Source organism: Actinoplanes sp. NBRC 103695 (assembly GCF_030269485.1).
Taxonomy (GTDB): Bacteria; Actinomycetota; Actinomycetes; order Mycobacteriales; family Micromonosporaceae; genus Actinoplanes.
In genome coordinates, this window is record NZ_BSTL01000005.1 from 317,119 (window position 1) to 333,032 (window position 15,914).

19 protein-coding genes are annotated in these 15,914 nt (G+C 71.8%); 11 read left to right on the forward strand and 8 right to left on the reverse strand.

The window, feature by feature from the left end; genetic code table 11:
* Window positions 1–126: 126 nt before the first annotated feature.
* The 3 genes from QSK31_RS10350 to QSK31_RS10360 are packed head-to-tail and all read right to left on the reverse strand — an operon-like array spanning window position 127 to window position 4,732.
* On the reverse strand, window positions 127–2,187 hold the full coding sequence (locus QSK31_RS10350; protein ID WP_285683104.1) for a 3-hydroxyacyl-CoA dehydrogenase NAD-binding domain-containing protein: 2,061 nt from the start codon (window positions 2,185–2,187) through the stop codon (window positions 127–129).
* Entirely contained in the window at window positions 2,184–3,374 is a 1,191-nt protein-coding gene (locus tag QSK31_RS10355; RefSeq protein WP_285683106.1) for a thiolase family protein, read from the reverse strand. Before QSK31_RS10355 ends, QSK31_RS10350 begins: the two co-directional genes overlap by 4 nt.
* 47 nt (window positions 3,375–3,421) lie before the next feature.
* Entirely contained in the window at window positions 3,422–4,732 is a 1,311-nt protein-coding gene (locus tag QSK31_RS10360; protein ID WP_502872926.1) for an HRDC domain-containing protein, read from the reverse strand.
* A gap of 171 nt (window positions 4,733–4,903) precedes the next feature.
* Here QSK31_RS10360 and QSK31_RS10365 point away from each other — a divergent pair, with 171 nt between their 5' ends.
* Window positions 4,904–5,935, forward strand: a complete 1,032-nt coding sequence (locus QSK31_RS10365; RefSeq protein ID WP_285683108.1) for a S1C family serine protease — start codon at window positions 4,904–4,906, stop codon at window positions 5,933–5,935.
* Here QSK31_RS10365 and QSK31_RS10370 read toward each other — a convergent pair.
* On the reverse strand, window positions 5,922–6,494 hold the full coding sequence (locus QSK31_RS10370; protein WP_285683109.1) for a DUF3000 domain-containing protein: 573 nt from the start codon (window positions 6,492–6,494) through the stop codon (window positions 5,922–5,924). The two genes, QSK31_RS10365 and QSK31_RS10370, sit on opposite strands and share 14 nt — an antisense overlap.
* 77 nt (window positions 6,495–6,571) lie before the next feature.
* Here QSK31_RS10370 and hemE point away from each other — a divergent pair, with 77 nt between their 5' ends.
* The 3 genes from hemE to hemQ are packed head-to-tail and all read left to right on the forward strand — an operon-like array spanning window position 6,572 to window position 9,675.
* The gene (gene hemE / locus QSK31_RS10375; RefSeq protein WP_285683110.1) at window positions 6,572–7,603 is read left to right on the forward strand and encodes a uroporphyrinogen decarboxylase; all 1,032 of its coding nucleotides are present in this window, start codon (window positions 6,572–6,574) and stop codon (window positions 7,601–7,603) included.
* 10 nt (window positions 7,604–7,613) lie between these two features.
* Window positions 7,614–8,963 (forward strand): protoporphyrinogen oxidase, encoded by a 1,350-nt coding sequence (gene hemG / locus QSK31_RS10380; RefSeq protein WP_285683111.1) that lies wholly within the window; start codon window positions 7,614–7,616, stop codon window positions 8,961–8,963.
* Window positions 8,964–8,970: 7 nt separating this feature from the next.
* Window positions 8,971–9,675 (forward strand): hydrogen peroxide-dependent heme synthase, encoded by a 705-nt coding sequence (gene hemQ, locus QSK31_RS10385; protein ID WP_285683112.1) that lies wholly within the window; start codon window positions 8,971–8,973, stop codon window positions 9,673–9,675.
* Here the strand turns inward: hemQ and QSK31_RS10390 are convergent.
* Window positions 9,647–10,108 (reverse strand): GNAT family N-acetyltransferase, encoded by a 462-nt coding sequence (locus tag QSK31_RS10390; RefSeq protein ID WP_285683114.1) that lies wholly within the window; start codon window positions 10,106–10,108, stop codon window positions 9,647–9,649. The genes hemQ and QSK31_RS10390 overlap by 29 nt on opposite strands.
* Window positions 10,109–10,194: 86 nt before the next feature.
* Between QSK31_RS10390 and QSK31_RS10395 the strand changes: the two genes are divergently transcribed.
* Genes QSK31_RS10395 through QSK31_RS10405 form a run of 3 tightly spaced genes read left to right on the forward strand, consistent with a single transcriptional unit; the run spans window position 10,195 to window position 11,373 of the window.
* Window positions 10,195–10,449, forward strand: a complete 255-nt coding sequence (locus QSK31_RS10395) for an isoamylase early set domain-containing protein (RefSeq protein ID WP_285683116.1) — start codon at window positions 10,195–10,197, stop codon at window positions 10,447–10,449.
* A 27-nt stretch (window positions 10,450–10,476) separates the two neighbouring features.
* A complete protein-coding gene (gene wrbA / locus QSK31_RS10400) occupies window positions 10,477–11,085 on the forward strand; it encodes an NAD(P)H:quinone oxidoreductase (protein ID WP_502872936.1) in 609 nt (202 codons plus the stop codon).
* Between the two features lie 54 nt (window positions 11,086–11,139).
* A complete protein-coding gene (locus QSK31_RS10405; RefSeq protein ID WP_285683119.1) occupies window positions 11,140–11,373 on the forward strand; it encodes a hypothetical protein in 234 nt (77 codons plus the stop codon).
* A gap of 164 nt (window positions 11,374–11,537) precedes the next feature.
* On the opposite strand, the gene msrB is transcribed toward QSK31_RS10405, so the two are convergent.
* Window positions 11,538–11,960, reverse strand: a complete 423-nt coding sequence (msrB, locus tag QSK31_RS10410; RefSeq protein ID WP_285683121.1) for a peptide-methionine (R)-S-oxide reductase MsrB — start codon at window positions 11,958–11,960, stop codon at window positions 11,538–11,540.
* Window positions 11,961–12,027: 67 nt separating this feature from the next.
* Here msrB and QSK31_RS10415 point away from each other — a divergent pair, with 67 nt between their 5' ends.
* From QSK31_RS10415 to ligD, 3 genes are all read left to right on the forward strand, one after another.
* Window positions 12,028–12,480 carry a hypothetical protein gene (locus QSK31_RS10415; RefSeq protein ID WP_285683123.1) on the forward strand — a complete coding sequence of 151 codons (453 nt, stop codon included), beginning with the start codon at window positions 12,028–12,030 and terminating at the stop codon, window positions 12,478–12,480.
* 98 nt (window positions 12,481–12,578) lie between these two features.
* Window positions 12,579–13,121, forward strand: a complete 543-nt coding sequence (locus tag QSK31_RS10420; RefSeq protein ID WP_285683124.1) for a hypothetical protein — start codon at window positions 12,579–12,581, stop codon at window positions 13,119–13,121.
* A 78-nt stretch (window positions 13,122–13,199) separates the two neighbouring features.
* Window positions 13,200–14,228, forward strand: coding sequence for a non-homologous end-joining DNA ligase (gene ligD, locus QSK31_RS10425; protein ID WP_285683126.1), 1,029 nt, complete (start codon window positions 13,200–13,202; stop codon window positions 14,226–14,228).
* A 10-nt stretch (window positions 14,229–14,238) separates the two neighbouring features.
* On the opposite strand, the gene QSK31_RS10430 is transcribed toward ligD, so the two are convergent.
* Window positions 14,239–14,934 carry an alpha/beta fold hydrolase gene (locus QSK31_RS10430; protein WP_285683128.1) on the reverse strand — a complete coding sequence of 232 codons (696 nt, stop codon included), beginning with the start codon at window positions 14,932–14,934 and terminating at the stop codon, window positions 14,239–14,241.
* 59 nt (window positions 14,935–14,993) lie between these two features.
* On the opposite strand from QSK31_RS10430, the gene QSK31_RS10435 reads away from it, so the two are divergent.
* Complete coding sequence (locus QSK31_RS10435; RefSeq protein WP_285683129.1) at window positions 14,994–15,545, forward strand: TetR/AcrR family transcriptional regulator; 552 nt, start codon at window positions 14,994–14,996, stop codon at window positions 15,543–15,545.
* A 61-nt stretch (window positions 15,546–15,606) separates the two neighbouring features.
* Here QSK31_RS10435 and QSK31_RS10440 read toward each other — a convergent pair whose 3' ends face one another.
* Complete coding sequence (locus tag QSK31_RS10440; RefSeq protein WP_285683130.1) at window positions 15,607–15,858, reverse strand: hypothetical protein; 252 nt, start codon at window positions 15,856–15,858, stop codon at window positions 15,607–15,609.
* Between the last annotated feature and the right edge of the window lie 56 nt (window positions 15,859–15,914).

The following is a 15,914-nucleotide window of genomic DNA, read 5'->3' on the forward strand; positions in this document are numbered from 1 at the left end:
TCCTCCGGATACGGCAACCTCGGCCGACGGGTCGTGTTCACCGGCGCGCCGGAGCCTACCGATCCCACGCCACCTGCGCTGACGCCCCCGCGTCTTTTGAGACACGGGGGCGTCGGATACCTGACATCAGGGGCGGAGGCTCGCCACTCCACGCGGCAGGAAGCGCTTGCCGGTGACCCGCTCGGCGGTGCCGCTGCGGTCCAGATACGGCGTGACGCCACCGAGGTGGAACGGCCACCCGGCGCCGAGGATCATGCACAGGTCGATGTCCTGCGCCTCGGCCACGACACCCTCGTCGAGCATGATGCGAATTTCGTCGGCGAGCGCGTCGAGTGCTTTCTCGCGTACCTGATCACCGGTCAGCGGCGCGGAACCCGCGTCGATCAGCTCGACCACGGCGGGGTTGATCTCGTCGTCGACGATCAGCGGCAGGCCGGCGTCGACGATCTTGCGCAGATTCGGGCTGTCGCCATACCGATCCGGGAACGCCTTGTGCAGCGTCTGGCCGACGTGCATGCCGACCGCCGGGCCGACCAGCTGGAGGAGCTGGATGGGCCGCATCGGCAGGCCGAGCGGGTCGAGGGCGGTGTTGACCGTCTCCAGCGGCGTGCCCGCGTCGATCGCCGCGAACACCTCGCTGGTGAACCGGGTGAGCAGCCGGTTGACCACGAAGGCCGGGGCGTCCTTGACCAGGACGCAGGACTTGCGCAGCTCCTTGCCGACGGCGAAGGCGGTGGCCAGCGTGGCGTCGTCGGTGCGCTCGCCGCGGACGATCTCGAGCAGCGGCAGCACGGCGACCGGGTTGAAGAAATGGAAGCCGACGACCCGCTCGGGGTGCTCCAGGTCGGCGGCCATCGCGCTGACCGGGAGCGAGCTCGTGTTGGTGGCGAGCACCGCCTCCGGCGAGACGATCTTCTCCAGCTCGGCCCAGACCTGCTTCTTGAGGTCCAGGTTCTCGAAGACCGCCTCGATCACGAAGTCGGCGTCGGCGAACACCGACTTGTCGACCGAGCCGGTGACCAGGCCGCGCAGCTTGGCCGCGTCGCCCTCGCCGAGCCGGCCCTTGCTCGCCAGCTTGTCGATCTGGCCGCGGACGTAGTCCACGCCCTTGTCGACGCGGGTCTGGTCGAGGTCGGTCAGGACCACCGGCACCTGGAGCCGGCGGGCGAACAGCAGAGCCAGCTGGGAGGCCATCAGACCGGCGCCGACGACGCCGACCTTGGTGACCTTGCGGGCCAGCTCCTTGCCGGGCGCGCCCACCGGCCGCTTGGCGCGGCGCTGGACCAGGTCGAAGGCGTACAGGCTGGCCCGGGACTCGTCGCCCATGATCAGGTCGGCGAGCGCCTCGGTCTCGGCGGCCGTGCCGTCGGCGAACGACGCCTCCTTGGCCAGCGCGAGCAGCTCGAGGGCCTTGTTGGCGGACGGCACCGCGCCGTGCAGCCGCTCGTCGAGCTGCTGCTTGGCGAAGAACAGGACGCCGTCCCACATGTCCTTGTCGACCTCGGGCCGGGTCACCTGGACCTCGCCCTTGACCACCCCGGCGGCCCACTCCAGCGAGCGCTCCAGGAAGTCGGCCGGCTCCAGCAGCACGTCGGCCACGCCCAGCTCGGCGGCCTGCTTCGGCCGCAGCACCTTCTGGGTGAGGGGGTTCTGCAGGATCACCTGGGCGGCGCCGGGAGCGCCGATCAGGTTGGGCAGCAGCTGGCTGCCGCCCCAGCCGGGGATCAGGCCGATCGCGACCTCGGGCAGGCCGAGCGCGGCGGCGCCGCCGGACACTGTGCGGTAGTGGCAGTGCAGGGCGACCTCGAGGCCGCCGCCGAGCGCCGCGCCGTTGATGAACGCGAACGTCGGGACGGTCGAGTCCTTAAGCCGGGCGAACACCCGGTGGCCCAGCGCGCCGAGCTCGACCGCCTGGTCACGGGAGGTGATCAGCGGCATGCCGGTGATGTCGGCGCCGACGCAGAAGATGTAGGGCTTGCCGGTGATCGCCACGAACGCCGGGTCGGCGTCGAGAGCCGAGGTGATCGCCGCGTCCAGCGACGCCAGACCGGCCGGGCCGAAGCTGTTCGGCTTCTTGTGGTCGAAGCCGTTGTCCAGGGTGATCAGCGCGGCCCTCCGGTCGAGGCCGGGCACCGGGACAAGGCGGACGAGGGCCTTGGTGACGACCTCGTTCGGGTTCTCGATCACTTGCCCTCCCACGCCGGGTTCTCCCAGATCACGGTGCCGCCCATGCCGATGCCGATGCACATGGCGGTGAGGCCGTAACGGACCTCGGGGTGCTCGGCGAAGTGCCGCGCGAGCTGCGTCATCAGCCGGACGCCGGAGGAGGCCAGCGGGTGGCCCACGGCGATCGCGCCGCCCCAGGGGTTGACCCGCGGGTCGTCGTCGGCGATGCCGTAGTGGTCGAGGAAGGCGAGCACCTGCACGGCGAACGCCTCGTTCAGCTCGAACAGGCCGATGTCGTCGATCGTCAGCCCGGCCAGCCTCAGCGCCTTCTCGGTCGAGGGGATCGGGCCGTAGCCCATGATCTCCGGCTCGACGCCGACGAAGCCGTACGAGACCAGCCGCATCGCGACCGGCAGGCCCAGCTCGCGGGCCGTCGCCTCGTCGGCCAGCAGCGCCGCGGTGGCGCCGTCGTTGAGGCCGGCCGCGTTGCCCGCGGTGACCTTGCCGTGCGGGCGGAACGGGGTCTTCAGCGAGCCCAGCTTCTCCATCGAGGTCTCGCGGGGCGCCTCGTCCGCGGTGGCCAGGCCCCAGCCCTCGTCGGCGTTGCGGGTGGCCACCGTGACCAGGTCCGGCTGGAGCTTGCCGTTGGCGTACGCCTTGGCGGTCTTCTCCTGCGAGGCCAGCCCGTACGCGTCCACCCGCTCCTTGGTGATGCCCGGCAGACGGTCGTGCAGGTTCTCCGCCGTCGAGCCCATCACCAGCGCGGACGGGTCGACCAGCTTCTCGGCCAGGATGCGCGGGTTGGGGTCGACGCCCTCGCCCATCGGGTGCCGGCCCATGTGCTCGACACCGCCGGCGATGGCGATGTCCATCTGGCCCATCGCGATGCCACCGGCCACCGTGGTGACGGCCGTCATCGCGCCGGCGCACATCCGGTCGATCGCGTACCCGGGCACGGTCTTCGGCAGGCCGGACAGCAGGGCCGCGGTGCGCCCGATGGTCAGGCCCTGGTCGCCGATCTGGGTGGTGGCCGCGATCGCCACCTCCTCCACCCGCTCGGGCGGAAGCTGCGGATTGCGCCGCAGCAGCTCTCGGATGCAGCGGATCACCAGGTCGTCGGCGCGGGTCTCGGCGTACATGCCGCCGGCCTTGCCGAACGGGGTGCGGACGCCGTCGACGAAGACGACCTCCCGGACTTCACGGGGCACAGCAAGCCTCCCAATAGAGCGGACGGGAGAATCCTACTCGTGAGTAACTACGCCTCGCCAGATACGGCCGAACTTGGATCGGGGAGCACTTTTGCCAGGCCCTCGCCGATCAGGCCGACCTGCCAGGCCCGCGCCCCGAAGCCGCGCAGCGTGTCGCCGACCGTCTGCGGGCTGACCTCGTCCGGCGGCGCCCAGGCCAGGCGGCGGATGAAGTCCGGGCTGATCAGGTTCTCCGGCGGGAGGGTGTGCGCCTCGGCGGTGCCGACCACCACCTGGCGGCAGCGCTGCAGCCGGGCCGCGGCCACCGGGTCACGTTCCGCCCAGCGGTGCGGCGGGGGCGGGCCCTCGACCGGCTGGTTGATCGGCAGCGCGTCGTCCGGCAGGGCGCGAGCCTCGTCCAGGGCGTCCAGCCACACCCGGGCCAGCCGGCGCACCGACCGGCCGCCGAAGCCGGGCAGCACGAGCAGCGCCCGCTCGTCCTTCGGGTCCAGTTCGGCCGCCGCGATGATCGCCGAGTCGGGCAGCACCCGGCCGGGCGCCGAGTCGCGGCGGGAGGCGACGCCGTCCCGGGCGTACCAGAGGGCGCGGACCCGGGACTGGGCGCGGGCGCCGCGGACCCGGTGGATGCCGGACGTGCGGCGCCAGGGGTCGGGGCGTACCCGGGGCGGACGGTCCGCGGTGGCCACCAGCGCGGCGAACTCCTCGGCCGCCCAGGCCGCCTTGCCCTGCTGCTCCAGCTCGGCGGCGAGCAGGTCACGCAGGTCGGTGAGCATCTCGACGTCCAGGGCCGCGTACGTCAGCCAGGACTCCGGCAGCGGCCGGGTGGACCAGTCGGCGGCCGAGTGGTGCTTCTCCAGCGTGTAGCCGAGGAGGTTTTCGGTGAGCGCGGCCAGCCCGACCCGCTCGAACCCGGCCAGCCGCGCGGCCAGCTCGGTGTCGAACAGCCGCCGCGGGCGCATGCCCAGCTCGGCCAGGCAGGCCAGGTCCTGGCTGGCGGCGTGCAGCACCCACTCGCTGTCGGCCAGCGCGGCGTCCAGCGTGCGCAGGTCGCTGAGGGGCATCGGATCGATCAGCACGGTCCCGGCGCCGGCCCGGCGCAGCTGCACCAGGTAGGCGCGCTGGGTATAGCGGTAGCCCGAGGCTCGCTCGGCGTCGACCGCGACCGGGCCGGTGCCCGCCGCCATCCGGGCGACCACCTCGGCCAGCTCGTCGTCGGTTTCCAGCGGGCGCGGGGTGCCCTCGCGCGGTGCCGTCAACGGGACGGGTCCACCGGGCTCAGACGGGTCGGGCACGTCGAGCGGTCCGTCTCCGGCAAACTCCGGCGCGTCCCGACGGCGCAGGGGTGCTTCGTCGGTCACTCCGTAACCGTACGGGGGTACCCCCCGTCCCGTGTGCAGCGGTCCCGGCGCGTCGATTCTCGATCGACGCGCCGAGGTTCCGGAGAAATTCTCCGGACGGGACACATCCGTTCCGGCGTCGGCTGCGTATTACCCGCCGGAGCGCCGAGAGCCCGGGGAGGCCGCACCGCGATGACCGCCATGCACGAGCCGTACGGACAGCGCGGGGCGCCCGGACCACGACGGCCGGAGGACCTCCGTCCCGCCGTCGATCCGTGGGAGACGGGTGAGCACATCTTCAGGTCCCAGTGGGACACCGGCGAGCAGCGGGCCCTGGATGCGGAATGGCAGGCCGGCCAGCATGTCCGGTTCCCGCAGCGGCCCTCGCACGTCGGTCATCCGCGCCCGGCCAGGACGGTTTCCCCGTCCGTACCCTCGATGTCTCACACCGACGGTGGAGCGGGCCGGCGACGCCGCGGCAGAGGCGGGTCGATCTTCGCCGCGCTGGCCGTCGTGCTGGTGATCTTCGGCGGCTTCGTGGTGTGGCGCCTGGAGAGCGGGAACAGCCGGCTGTCGGCCGAGCTGGCCGCCGAGCGTGACCGGGCCGCCCTGCTGACCGACCGCACCACCGCCCTGGAGAAGAAGCTGAACGGCGTGTTCGACCCGGAGGTCGTCTCCTCGCACGTGCTGCCGAGCGTCTTCCGCGTCCGGGCCGGCGACTTCACCGGCACCGCCTTCTCGGTCGGCGACAAGGCCGCGAAGGGCAAGGCCAACATGCTGACCAACTTCCACGTGGTGCAGTCGGTCTGGGAGGCCGGTGAGAAGAAGGTCTTCCTGGAGCGCGGCAGGGACGAGGTCAGCGCCACGATCGTCAAGGTCGACAAGGCCAAGGACCTGGCACTGCTCCGCGCGGACCGGGAGATCAAGGGGCTGAGCCCGGCCACCGCCGAGGTCAAGCCGGGGCAGCAGATCGTCGTGGTCGGCGCGCCGCTGGGCCTGGAGGACTCCGTCACCACCGGCGTGGTCAGCGCGTACCGGCCCAGCGATCAGGACGCGCAGAGCATCCAGTTCGACGCGCCGATCAACCCGGGCAACTCCGGGGGACCGGTGGTCAACGCCGCCGAGCAGGTGGTCGGGCTGGCCACCGCCAAGGCCCGGGACGCCGAGGGCATCGGTCTCGCCGTGTCGATCAAGGATGCGTGCTCGACCTTCAAGGTGTGTTGACCCGGTGCCGGTCCGCCAGGGCGGTGACGCCCGGCGGCGGCAGGCCCGCGGTCGAGGCCAGCATCGCGCACCAGCCCTCCAGGTGAGCGCCGAGCTCGGCCGAGGTGGGCGTCCAGGACGCCCGGATCTCCAGGTCGGCCGTCGGCTGCGGCCCGGCCAGCTCGCCGAACCGGGTCGACGTCGTCTGCGTGATGGTGCCGCCGATGGCCGTGTAGGACGCCGCGAACTGCTCCAGCCCGTCGGTCAGCCAGGTCCAGGCGACGGCGGGCAGCAGCGCGTCGCCGGCCATGTCCTCCTCGAGCTCGGCGGTGATCAGCGTGACCAGGCGCAGGTCACCCTGCCAGGCCTCGTGGCCGGCCGGCTCGTGCAGCAGGATCAGCCGGCCGCTGGCCACCTCGTCACCGGCGCGCAGCACGGTGGCGCTGATCGCGAAGGCGTACGGGGCCAGCCGCTGCGGCGGGGCGATCTCCTCGAGGAGGATCTCGTCACGCGGGGCGGCCGCCCGGAGCCCGGCGACGGCGCGGGTGAACGCCTCGGGTGCCGCGGGGGTGGGCGTCATGCACTGAAGCGTATGCCGATCACCGGTGTCCGTCGTCGATCGCCGCGCCGCGTGGCGCTTTCATCGGGCGTGGCACCATGTCCCGGGTGACCACGACACCCCGAGATTCGGCTTTCGTCCGTGCCTGCCGTGGCCTGCCGGTGCCGCACACCCCGGTCTGGTTCATGCGACAGGCCGGCCGGTCGCTTCCCGAGTACCGCAAGATCCGCGAGGGCATCGGCATGCTGGACTCCTGCCGCCGACCGGATCTGGTCACGGAGATCACGTTGCAGCCGGTCCGCCGGCACGGGGTGGACGCGGCGATCCTGTTCAGCGACATCGTGGTCCCGCTCGCGGCGGCCGGGGTCGACCTGGACATCGTGCCCGGCACCGGTCCGGTCATCTCCGCTCCCCTCCGATCCCGTGCCGGCCTGGCCCAGCTCGACGGTCCGGGCGATGTCGGATTTGTGGCGGAGGCCGTGCGGCTGCTGCTCGCGGAGCTCGGCCCGACGCCGCTGATCGGCTTCGCGGGTGCGCCGTTCACGCTGGCCAGCTATCTCATCGAGGGCGGCCCGTCGCGCACGTATCTTCGGACAAAAGCCATGATGTACGGCGAGCCGGACCTGTGGCACGACCTGTGCGCGCGGCTCGCCGAGATCACGCTGGCGTTCCTGAAGGTGCAGGCCGCCGCCGGGGTCAGCGCCGTCCAGCTCTTCGACTCCTGGGCCGGGGCGCTGTCCGAGGCCGACTACCGGCGCTTCGTCCTGCCGCACTCTGCGTCGGTGCTGGCCGGGCTGGCCGAGTTCGACATCCCGCGGATCCACTTCGGTGTCGGCACGTCGGTGCTGCTGGGCGCGATGGGCGAGGCCGCCGCGGACGTGGTCGGGGTGGACTGGCGTACGCCGCTGACCCGCGCCACCGAGCTGATCGGCCCGGACCGTGCCGTGCAGGGCAACCTCGACCCGGCCGTGCTCTTCGCGCCGTGGGAGGCGATCGAGGTGGAGGCCCTGCGGGTACTGGCCGAGGGCCGGTCCGCGCCCGGGCACGTCTTCAACCTCGGGCACGGCGTGCTGCCGGAGACCGATCCGGGCAAGCTGACCCGCCTCGTCGACCTCATCCACCGCTCTTAGGCTGGAGGGCGTGCGGAAGCGGGTAGCGATCGTCGGCGGGGGCATCGCCGGGCTGTCCGCCGCCCTCAAGGTGCGCGAGCTCGCCCCACCCCAGACCGAGATCATCGTGTACGAGCAGAGCGGCGTCCTCGGCGGCAAGCTGCGGACCGGCTCCCTGGGCGGCGTAACAGTGGAGCGCGGGGCCGAGTCGTTCCTGATGGGCGCGCCGTCCGGAGGTCCGTCGGCCGCCGCGCGCCTCGCCGCCCGTCTCGGCCTGTCTCTCGCGCATCCCGCCGGGCTGCCCGCCGCGATTGCCTCGGATGATTTGTCCCCATTGCCGCCGGGGACGCTCATGGGTATCCCGCGTGATTCGTCGGAGACCCCGTCCCCGGCCCCGTTGCTGGGTGCCGGCTCGGACATTTCGGTCGGCGATCTGGTGTCTTCACGACTCGGCCCCGATGTCGTGGACCAGCTGGTCGATCCGCTGCTCGGCGGCGTCTACGCCGGCCAGGCCTCCGGTCTGTCGCTGGCCGCGACGATTCCCGCACTGGCCGCCGCGGCCCGTCACGAACACACCCTGGCCGCGGCCGTCCGGGCCGCCCAGGCCGCGTCGAAGCGGGAGCCCGGCGCCCCGGTCTTCGGCACGGTCGACGGCGGCATGACCCGGTTCGTCGCCGCCCTGGCCGCCGCCTGCGGCGCCCGGATCAGCCTCGGCCTGCCGGTCCGCGAGCTGTTGCCTGCCACGTACGGCTGGCGGCTGATGCTCGGCCCGGTCCCGGCGACCCAGACCGACGACGTGCACGCGGTGATCCTTGCCGTGCCGGCCAGGGCCGCCGCCCGCCTGCTCGACGGCATCGACCCGGCCGCCGCGGCCACCGTCGGCGTGCTCGACTACGCGAGCGTGGCGCTGGCCGGGTTCGCGCTGCCGCCCGGCACCGAGCTGCCGTCGCTGTCCGGTTTCCTGGTTCCGCCGAGCCGGGGGACGCTGGTCAAGGCGGCCACGTTCGTCACCAGCAAATGGACCCACCTGGCCGGCCCGGGCGGCCCGGTGATCGTGCGGGCGTCGCTGGGCAGGTACGGCGAACAGGCCCGGCTCCAGCACGACGACCGGACGCTGCTCGCCACCGCCCACGCCGAGCTGGGCGATCTGATCGGGACGCCCCTGCCGCCACCGGCCGAGGCGTGGGTGCAGCGCTGGGGCGGGGGACTGCCGCAGTACGCGCCCGGCCACCTGGACCGGGTCGGCGCGGTGCGAGCCGCGCTCGCCGGGCGGCCGGGGCTGGCGCTGGCCGGTGCGGCGTACGACGGCGTGGGCATCCCGGCCTGCGTGGCAAGCGGTGAGACCGCCGCCGAGACCGTGTGCAAGATCCTGGAGGACTGAGGAGCCCATGAGCGAGCAGCAGACCAACGCGGCGCGGATCAACGAGCTGAACGCGACCATCCGCTACACGATGTGGTCGGTGTTCCGGGTGTCGGCGCCCCTGCCGGCGCTGCGGGACGGCCTGGCGACCGAGGTGGACACGCTGTTCGAGCAGCTGGCCGGCAAGGATGTGACGGTCCGCGGCACCTACGACCTGTCCGGGCTGCGGGCCGACGCGGACGTCATGCTCTGGTGGCACTCCGGGTCGCCGGACGCGCTGCAGGAGGCGTACGCGCTGTTCCGGCGTACCGCCCTGGGCCGGCACCTGGACCCGGTGTGGTCGCAGATGGCGCTGCACCGGCCGGCCGAGTTCAACAAGAGCCACCTGCCCGCTTTCCTGGCGGGTGAGGAGGCCCGGCCGTACATCTGCGTGTACCCGTTCGTCCGGTCCTACGAGTGGTACCTGCTGCCGGACGAGGAGCGGCGCGGCATGCTGGCCGAGCACGGCCGGATGGCGCGCGGCTACCCGGACGTGCGGGCCAACACGGTGGCGTCGTTCGCGCTGGGCGACTACGAGTGGATGCTGGCCTTCGAGGCGGACGAGCTGCACCGCATCGTCGACCTGATGCGCGACCTGCGGGCGTCGAGCGCACGCCGGCACGTACGCGAGGAAGTGCCCTTCTACACCGGTCGCCGCCGGTCGGTCACCGAGCTGGTGACGACCCTTCCCTGAGCATCGGGATGTGCGGGATGCCGTCCTCCAGATACTCCGGACCGGTCTGCTGGAAGCCGAAGCCGCCGTAGAAGCGGGCGAGATGCGCCTGGGCGTCCAGAACGCTGCGCCGGTTGCCGACGATCGCCAGCGCCTCGGTCATGATCCGCTGGCCGAGGCGATCTCCCCGCTGCTTCCGGTCGGTGAGGACGCGGCCGATCCTCAGCGCGTCGCCGTCGTCCAGAACGCGGGCGTAAGCCAGGATCTCGTCACCGCGCTGCAGCCACAGATGCCGCGTTCCGGGCTCGGTGTCGCGCCCGTCGATCTCCGGGTAGGGGCAGTTCTGCTCCACCACGAAGACGTCGACGCGGAGCTTGAGGATCGCGTACAGCAGGGTGGTGGTGAGGTCGTTCCACGACGCCGTCCGTGTTTCGATTTCCGGCTCCGGTTGCATTCGGCAAGATTACGGGCGGCGCGCCGTCACCCACGCACGGCTACGCGTTGTCAGCATGGAGTGCCGGATCCGTGTTGGAGGACTCCATGATCAAGCGCAGCAAACTCTTCGGGAACAAGACCCGGGTCACCTTCTGTCTCCCCGCCGACCAGCCCGCCGGAGCGGTCAGCGTGGTCGGCACGTTCAACGACTGGCAGCCCGGCGAGCACGAGCTCAAGCTCCGCCGCGACGGCACCCGGACGATCAGCCTGCGGCTCGACCCCGGCCGCTACGCCTTCCGTTACCTGGGCACCGGCGGCGTGTGGTTCGACGATGAAAACGGCTCCGAGCTGTTGCTTTGACGTTATTTCCGGCCTCCGGCGGGCAGGCTGAGGGTTATGACGAAGCTTGCGGTCATCTACTACTCGTCCACCGGGACCCTGCACGGCATGGCGGAGCGGCTGCGGCAGGCCGGTGAGAAGGCCGGCGCCGAGGTGCGGCTGCGGCAGGTCGCCGAGCTGGCGCCCGCGGAGGCGATCGCGTCCAACGCGGCGTGGAGTCAGCACTTCGACCGGACCAAGAACGAGCCCAAGGCGTCCGCCGACGACGTGGTGTGGGCGGACGCCGTGCTCTTCGGCTCGCCCACCCGGTACGGCAACGTCGCCAGCCAGCTCAAGCAGTTCCTCGACACGCTCGGCCCGCAGTGGGGCCAGGGGCTGCTCGCCGACAAGGCGTACGCCGGGTTCACCGCGACCATGACCAAGCACGGCGGCCAGGAGTCGACCCTGCTGGCCCTCTACAACTCGATCTACCACTTCGGCGGGGTCATCGTGCCGCCCGGCTACACCGACCCGGTCAAGTTCGGCGACGGCAATCCGTACGGCGTCTCGCACGTCACCGGCGGCTCGAACGACGCCCCGCTGACCGACGAGATCCACGCCGCCCTGGACCATCTGGCCGAGCGAATCGTCCGCATCGCCGGTAAACTCAGTGCCTGACGGCTTTTCCCCATATCAAGGCGAAAACAGTTCATTTCTGGCTAGCCTGTGGGCATGACTGTTCACGATGGTGCAGAACTGCACAAGCGGGTGGAGCGTTACGAGGCGGCGGTCGACGAGCTGCGTGCCTCGCACCAGGACATCAAGGACGTGCTGACCGACCAGGTGCTGTTCGAGCGGTGGCGCCAGCTGGGCCTCGAGCTCGGCTTCTCCGCCACGCCGGCGCCGCCGCGCGAGCACACCCCGGTCAACCAGCAGATCCCGGAGATGAGCGAGGCCTGGAGCTGACCTGACGGCTTACGGCTGGCCGCACGACAGCACCACGCCGGACGGGTACCGCGCCGAGATGCAGCGCAAGACCTCCGCCCGCGACTGGGTGAATCTGTGCGGGTCTCTCCGAGTGCGCGTTCTTCCTCGATCAGCGAGCCCGGGCAGGCGGGCGTGAGCTCAGGTCAGGCCGGGTCCAGCTTGATGGAGATGCTGTTGACGCAGTGCCTGGTGTTCTTGGCCGTCATCATCTCGCCGCGGAAGACGTGGCCCAGGTGGCTGTCGCAGCGGGCGCAGCGGATCTCGGTGCGGACCATGCCGCCGCTGACGTCGTCGATCTCCTTGATGGCGCCCGGGATGGCGTCGTCGAAGGACGGCCAGCCGCAGTGGCTGTCGAACTTGTCGTTGCTCTGGTAGAGCTGAGCGCCGCACGCCCGGCACTCGTAGGTGCCGGCGGTCTTCGTGTCGACGTACTCGCCGGTCCAGGCGCGCTCGGTGCCGGCCTGGCGCAGCACCCGGAACTCGGCGGGACTGAGGCGCACGCGCCACTCCGCCTCGGTGGTGGGAAGAGCGGTGGTGGGCAGGGTGGTGGAGTCGTCGGAAGCCATCTGTCAACCGTACGTCGGTCGCACCGGTCGTGCGGCGTACGAGGTCTGGCCGGCCGTTGGTCCCCTCATGGAAGCAGCGTTCACGCCCACGTGGCGGCAAGCCCTCCGTCATGGTCTGTCCCTGGGCGGTCTGGTCGCCCTCGTCGGGGTGACCGGCGCCCTGCTCGCCGGGATGGTCGCGCCGGTGCCGAGTGTGCTGTGGTTCGTGCTGGCGGGCTCCTCGCTGGCCACGGGCGCGGCCGGCGGCGTGCTGCTGGGACGGCGCGGCACCCGGATCGACGCCCGCGGCATCCGGACCGCGGCCGGGCATGAGCCGTGGGACCGGGTGGTCGATCTGAGGGCGGAGCGGCGCGGAGCCCGTACCGTCGTCTCGGTCTATCTGGTCTCGGGCGCGAGCCTGCAGCTCGCCGCGCCCTACAGCGGTGATGGACCACTCGCCGAGGACCCGCAATTCGAGCTGAAGGTCTCGGCGCTCTCGCACCTGTGGCGCAGCCATCGCATCGGCGGAGTGCCCTGCTGAAGTCGACTCGCGGGGGCCGGTTGACATCGATCCGGACATTAGTGGTTAAACTCCCCGTGACTGAATCGGACCTACCGCTACAGATCGGACTTTCCCTCATGAGCTTGACGCGCCGGTTGGCCGCTGGACTGCCCGCGGTCGGCGTCACTGCCCTCGCCGCCCTGGCCTTCGCCGGGTCGCCCGCCCTCGCCACCGGCGACGGCGCGGAGCACGCCGCGCGGCCGGCCCTGATGGCCACTCCGTGCAAGAGCGACGCCCGCACCAAGTGCGACCCGAGCGCCGACAGCGACGGATACGGCGGCGGGCAGGCCGACGACGACGACATCCCGAACGACAACGCGACCTCCTCCGCGGCCGCCGACGACGACCGCGGCAACCCGGGCTACGGCTACGGCTCCGAGAGCCCGAGCGCCAGCCCGAGCCCGAGCGGCCCGACGCCGAGCGAGACCGTGCCGGCCACCGCCAACACCGTCCCGCCGACCGGCGAGCTGCCCGAGACCGTGCCGCCGACCGGTGGCGTCAACGCCGGCACCCTGCCGCTGACCGGCGCCCCGATGGGCTCCGTCATCGGCTTCGGCGCGCTGCTGGTCGCCGGTGGTGGCCTGGCCGTGTGGTACACGCGCCGCCGTCGTACCGCCTGATCACCGCGTTCCCTTCGCTGCGACCAGAGGAGAACCGCCCGGCCCTGTGGCCGGGCGGTTCTGTCGTAGGGTCGGCCCATGGCAGCGAAGGCGCAGGCGGAAGAGATCGAGGTGGCCGGGCACGCCGTCCGGCTGACCAGCCCGGACAAGGTGGTCTTCCCTCGTCCCGGCTACACCAAGCGGGATGTCTTCGAGTACTACCTGTCGGTCGGCGACGGCATCATGCGAGCCCTGGGCAACCGGCCGACGACCCTGCAGCGCTTCCCGGACGGCATCGAGGGCGAGATGTTCTTCCAGAAGCGCATCTCCACGCGCGGCGTCCCGCCCTGGATCCAGACGGCGAAGATCAAGTTCCCGTCGATGCGTACGGCTGACGAGCTCTGCCCCGCCGACCTCGCGCATGTCGCCTGGGCCGCGCAGATGGGCACCGTCGTGTTCCACCCGTGGCCGGTCCGCAGCGACCACACCGACAACCCCGACGAGCTGCGCATCGACCTCGACCCGCAGCCCGGCACCGACTTCGGCGACGTCATCGCCACCGCCGGCGTGTTCCGCGAGGTGCTCGCCGACCTGGGCTGGACCGGCTTCCCCAAGACGTCCGGTGGCCGAGGCGTGCACGTCTACCTCAGGATCAAACCCGAGTTCACGTTCGTCCAGGTACGCCGCGCGGCGATCGCCCTGGCCCGCGAGGCGGAACGCCGCCGCCCCGAGCTGATCACCACCAACTGGTGGAAGGAGGAGCGCGGCGAGCGGGTGTTCATCGACTACAACCAGATGGCCCGCGACCGCACCATCGCCTGCGCGTACTCACTGCGGGCCAACCCCCGGGCCACCGTCTCGACGCCGGTCACCTGGGACGAGCTCCCCGACGTGGAACCGGACGACTTCGACCTGCGCACGGTCCCGAAGCGGATCGCGGAGAAGGGCGACGCTCACGCCACGATCGACGCCGAGGCGTACGACATCACGCCGCTGCTGGAGTGGTCGGAACGCGACGAGGCCGCCGGCCAGGGCGACATGCCGTATCCGCCCGACCACCCCAAGATGCCGGGCGAGCCGCCCCGGGTCCAGCCGAGCCGCAAGAACGCGGCCAACTGGACGGAGTGAGCCGGGCGCCCTACAGGCTCAGCAGCAGGTCGCGGACCGCGGTGGGCTGGGACAGGAACGGGTGGTGGCCGACGTCGAGCTCGACGACGTGGCCGGCCCGGCGGGCGAACTCGCGCTGCGCGCGGGCCGGCGTGCCCAGGTCCTGGGCGCACACGAGATAGGTCGACGGGATGTCCTGCCAGGCGGCCGCGCCCACCGGCTGCTCGGTGACCCGGACGCTCTGGGCGGCGAGATGGTCCGCCGCCCGGGTCCGGATGTCGGCGTCGCAGTCCTGCAGGAACGTGCCGGCCAGCAGTTCGGGGCGGACCCCGAACGTCCCGGCGGCCGGGTCCACGTCCAGGAACGGGGCGGGGGCGCCGTCGCTGAAGTCGGCAAGGCTCTGGCCGGGCTCGGGCAGGTAGCTGGAGATCAGCAGCAGGTGGCGTACCGAGCTCACGCCCGCGGCGGCGTCCGCTGTCACGATGCCGCCGTAGCTGTGGGCCACCACGACGGTCGGCTCGTCGCCGGCTTGCAGCACCTGCCGGACCGCGGCTACGTCCTCGGGGAGCCCGGGACCGTCGGCGCCTCCCGGCACGCCGGACTCGCCGCAGCTCGGCAGTGCCGGGGTCACGCTCGGCACGCCTTTCTCCCGCAGGAGCCCGGTCATCCGGTGCCACCACCACGAACCATCCCGTACGCACGCGCCGTGCACGAACACGATCCTCATCGTCGCCACCTCCGGATACGACGGTAGACGTAGCGGCAGTTACGTGAAAAAGTGCGCCGGTGGGACGGCGGCCGCAACCCGAGATCAAGGAACGGCTGCTCGACGCCTGCACCGATCACGCGCTCGAACAGGGGCTGCCCGACCGGCTCGAACCGCTGGCCGCCGCGGCCGGCACCTCGGCGCGCATGCTGATCTACCACTTCGGCACGCGGGACCGGCTGTTGCGTGCCGTGCTGGAGCGGGCCCGGGAACGTCAGCTCACGGCCTTCGGCGATCTGCTGCGGGTGCGGCCGGGCGAGGCCTACACCGTCACGCTGACGAAGGCCTGGGCCTTCATCACCGGGTCCGAAGGGCAGCCCTACCTGCGGATGTTCGGGCAGTTTCGGGAGAGCGCGGCGGTGCGGTTGGTGCCCGGCTTCCGCCGGGTGGCGACCACGGACTGGCTCGGGCCGATCGAGGAGGGACTGCGCGGTATCGGCCGGCCGGAACTGGCCACGCTCGTCCTCGCGGTCATCCGTGGTCTCCTCATGGACCTCGACGCCACCGCCGACAACGCCCGTACCGACAGGGCGTTCGCGCTTTTCGTCGACACCCTCGATCAGACTCGGTGAGAAGGTCAGGCGGTGCGGGCCGGCGGTCGGGTGCGGGCCGACGGTCAGGTGCGGGTGCGAGTCAGGCGGTGCGGCCGCGTGGGCGGCCGCGTGGGCGGTTGCGGGCGGGACCGGACGGGCCGCGGCTGACGGGAGTCGCGGGGCCGAGCGGCTCGTCGGACAGACGGCGGCCGACCCGGATGAGGGCGTCGCCGATGCGGTGCCGGAGTTCGTGGGGGTCGCGGACCTGGGCGATCAGCCGGGACTGCTGGGCCTCGCGCAGCAGTTCCTCCCGGCGCAGATCGGCGGCGGTGGTGATCAGGTACGAATCCATGAATTCGCCTCACCGACTCGGTTCATATCAACTCGGATCAGGACGACCTGGACTCT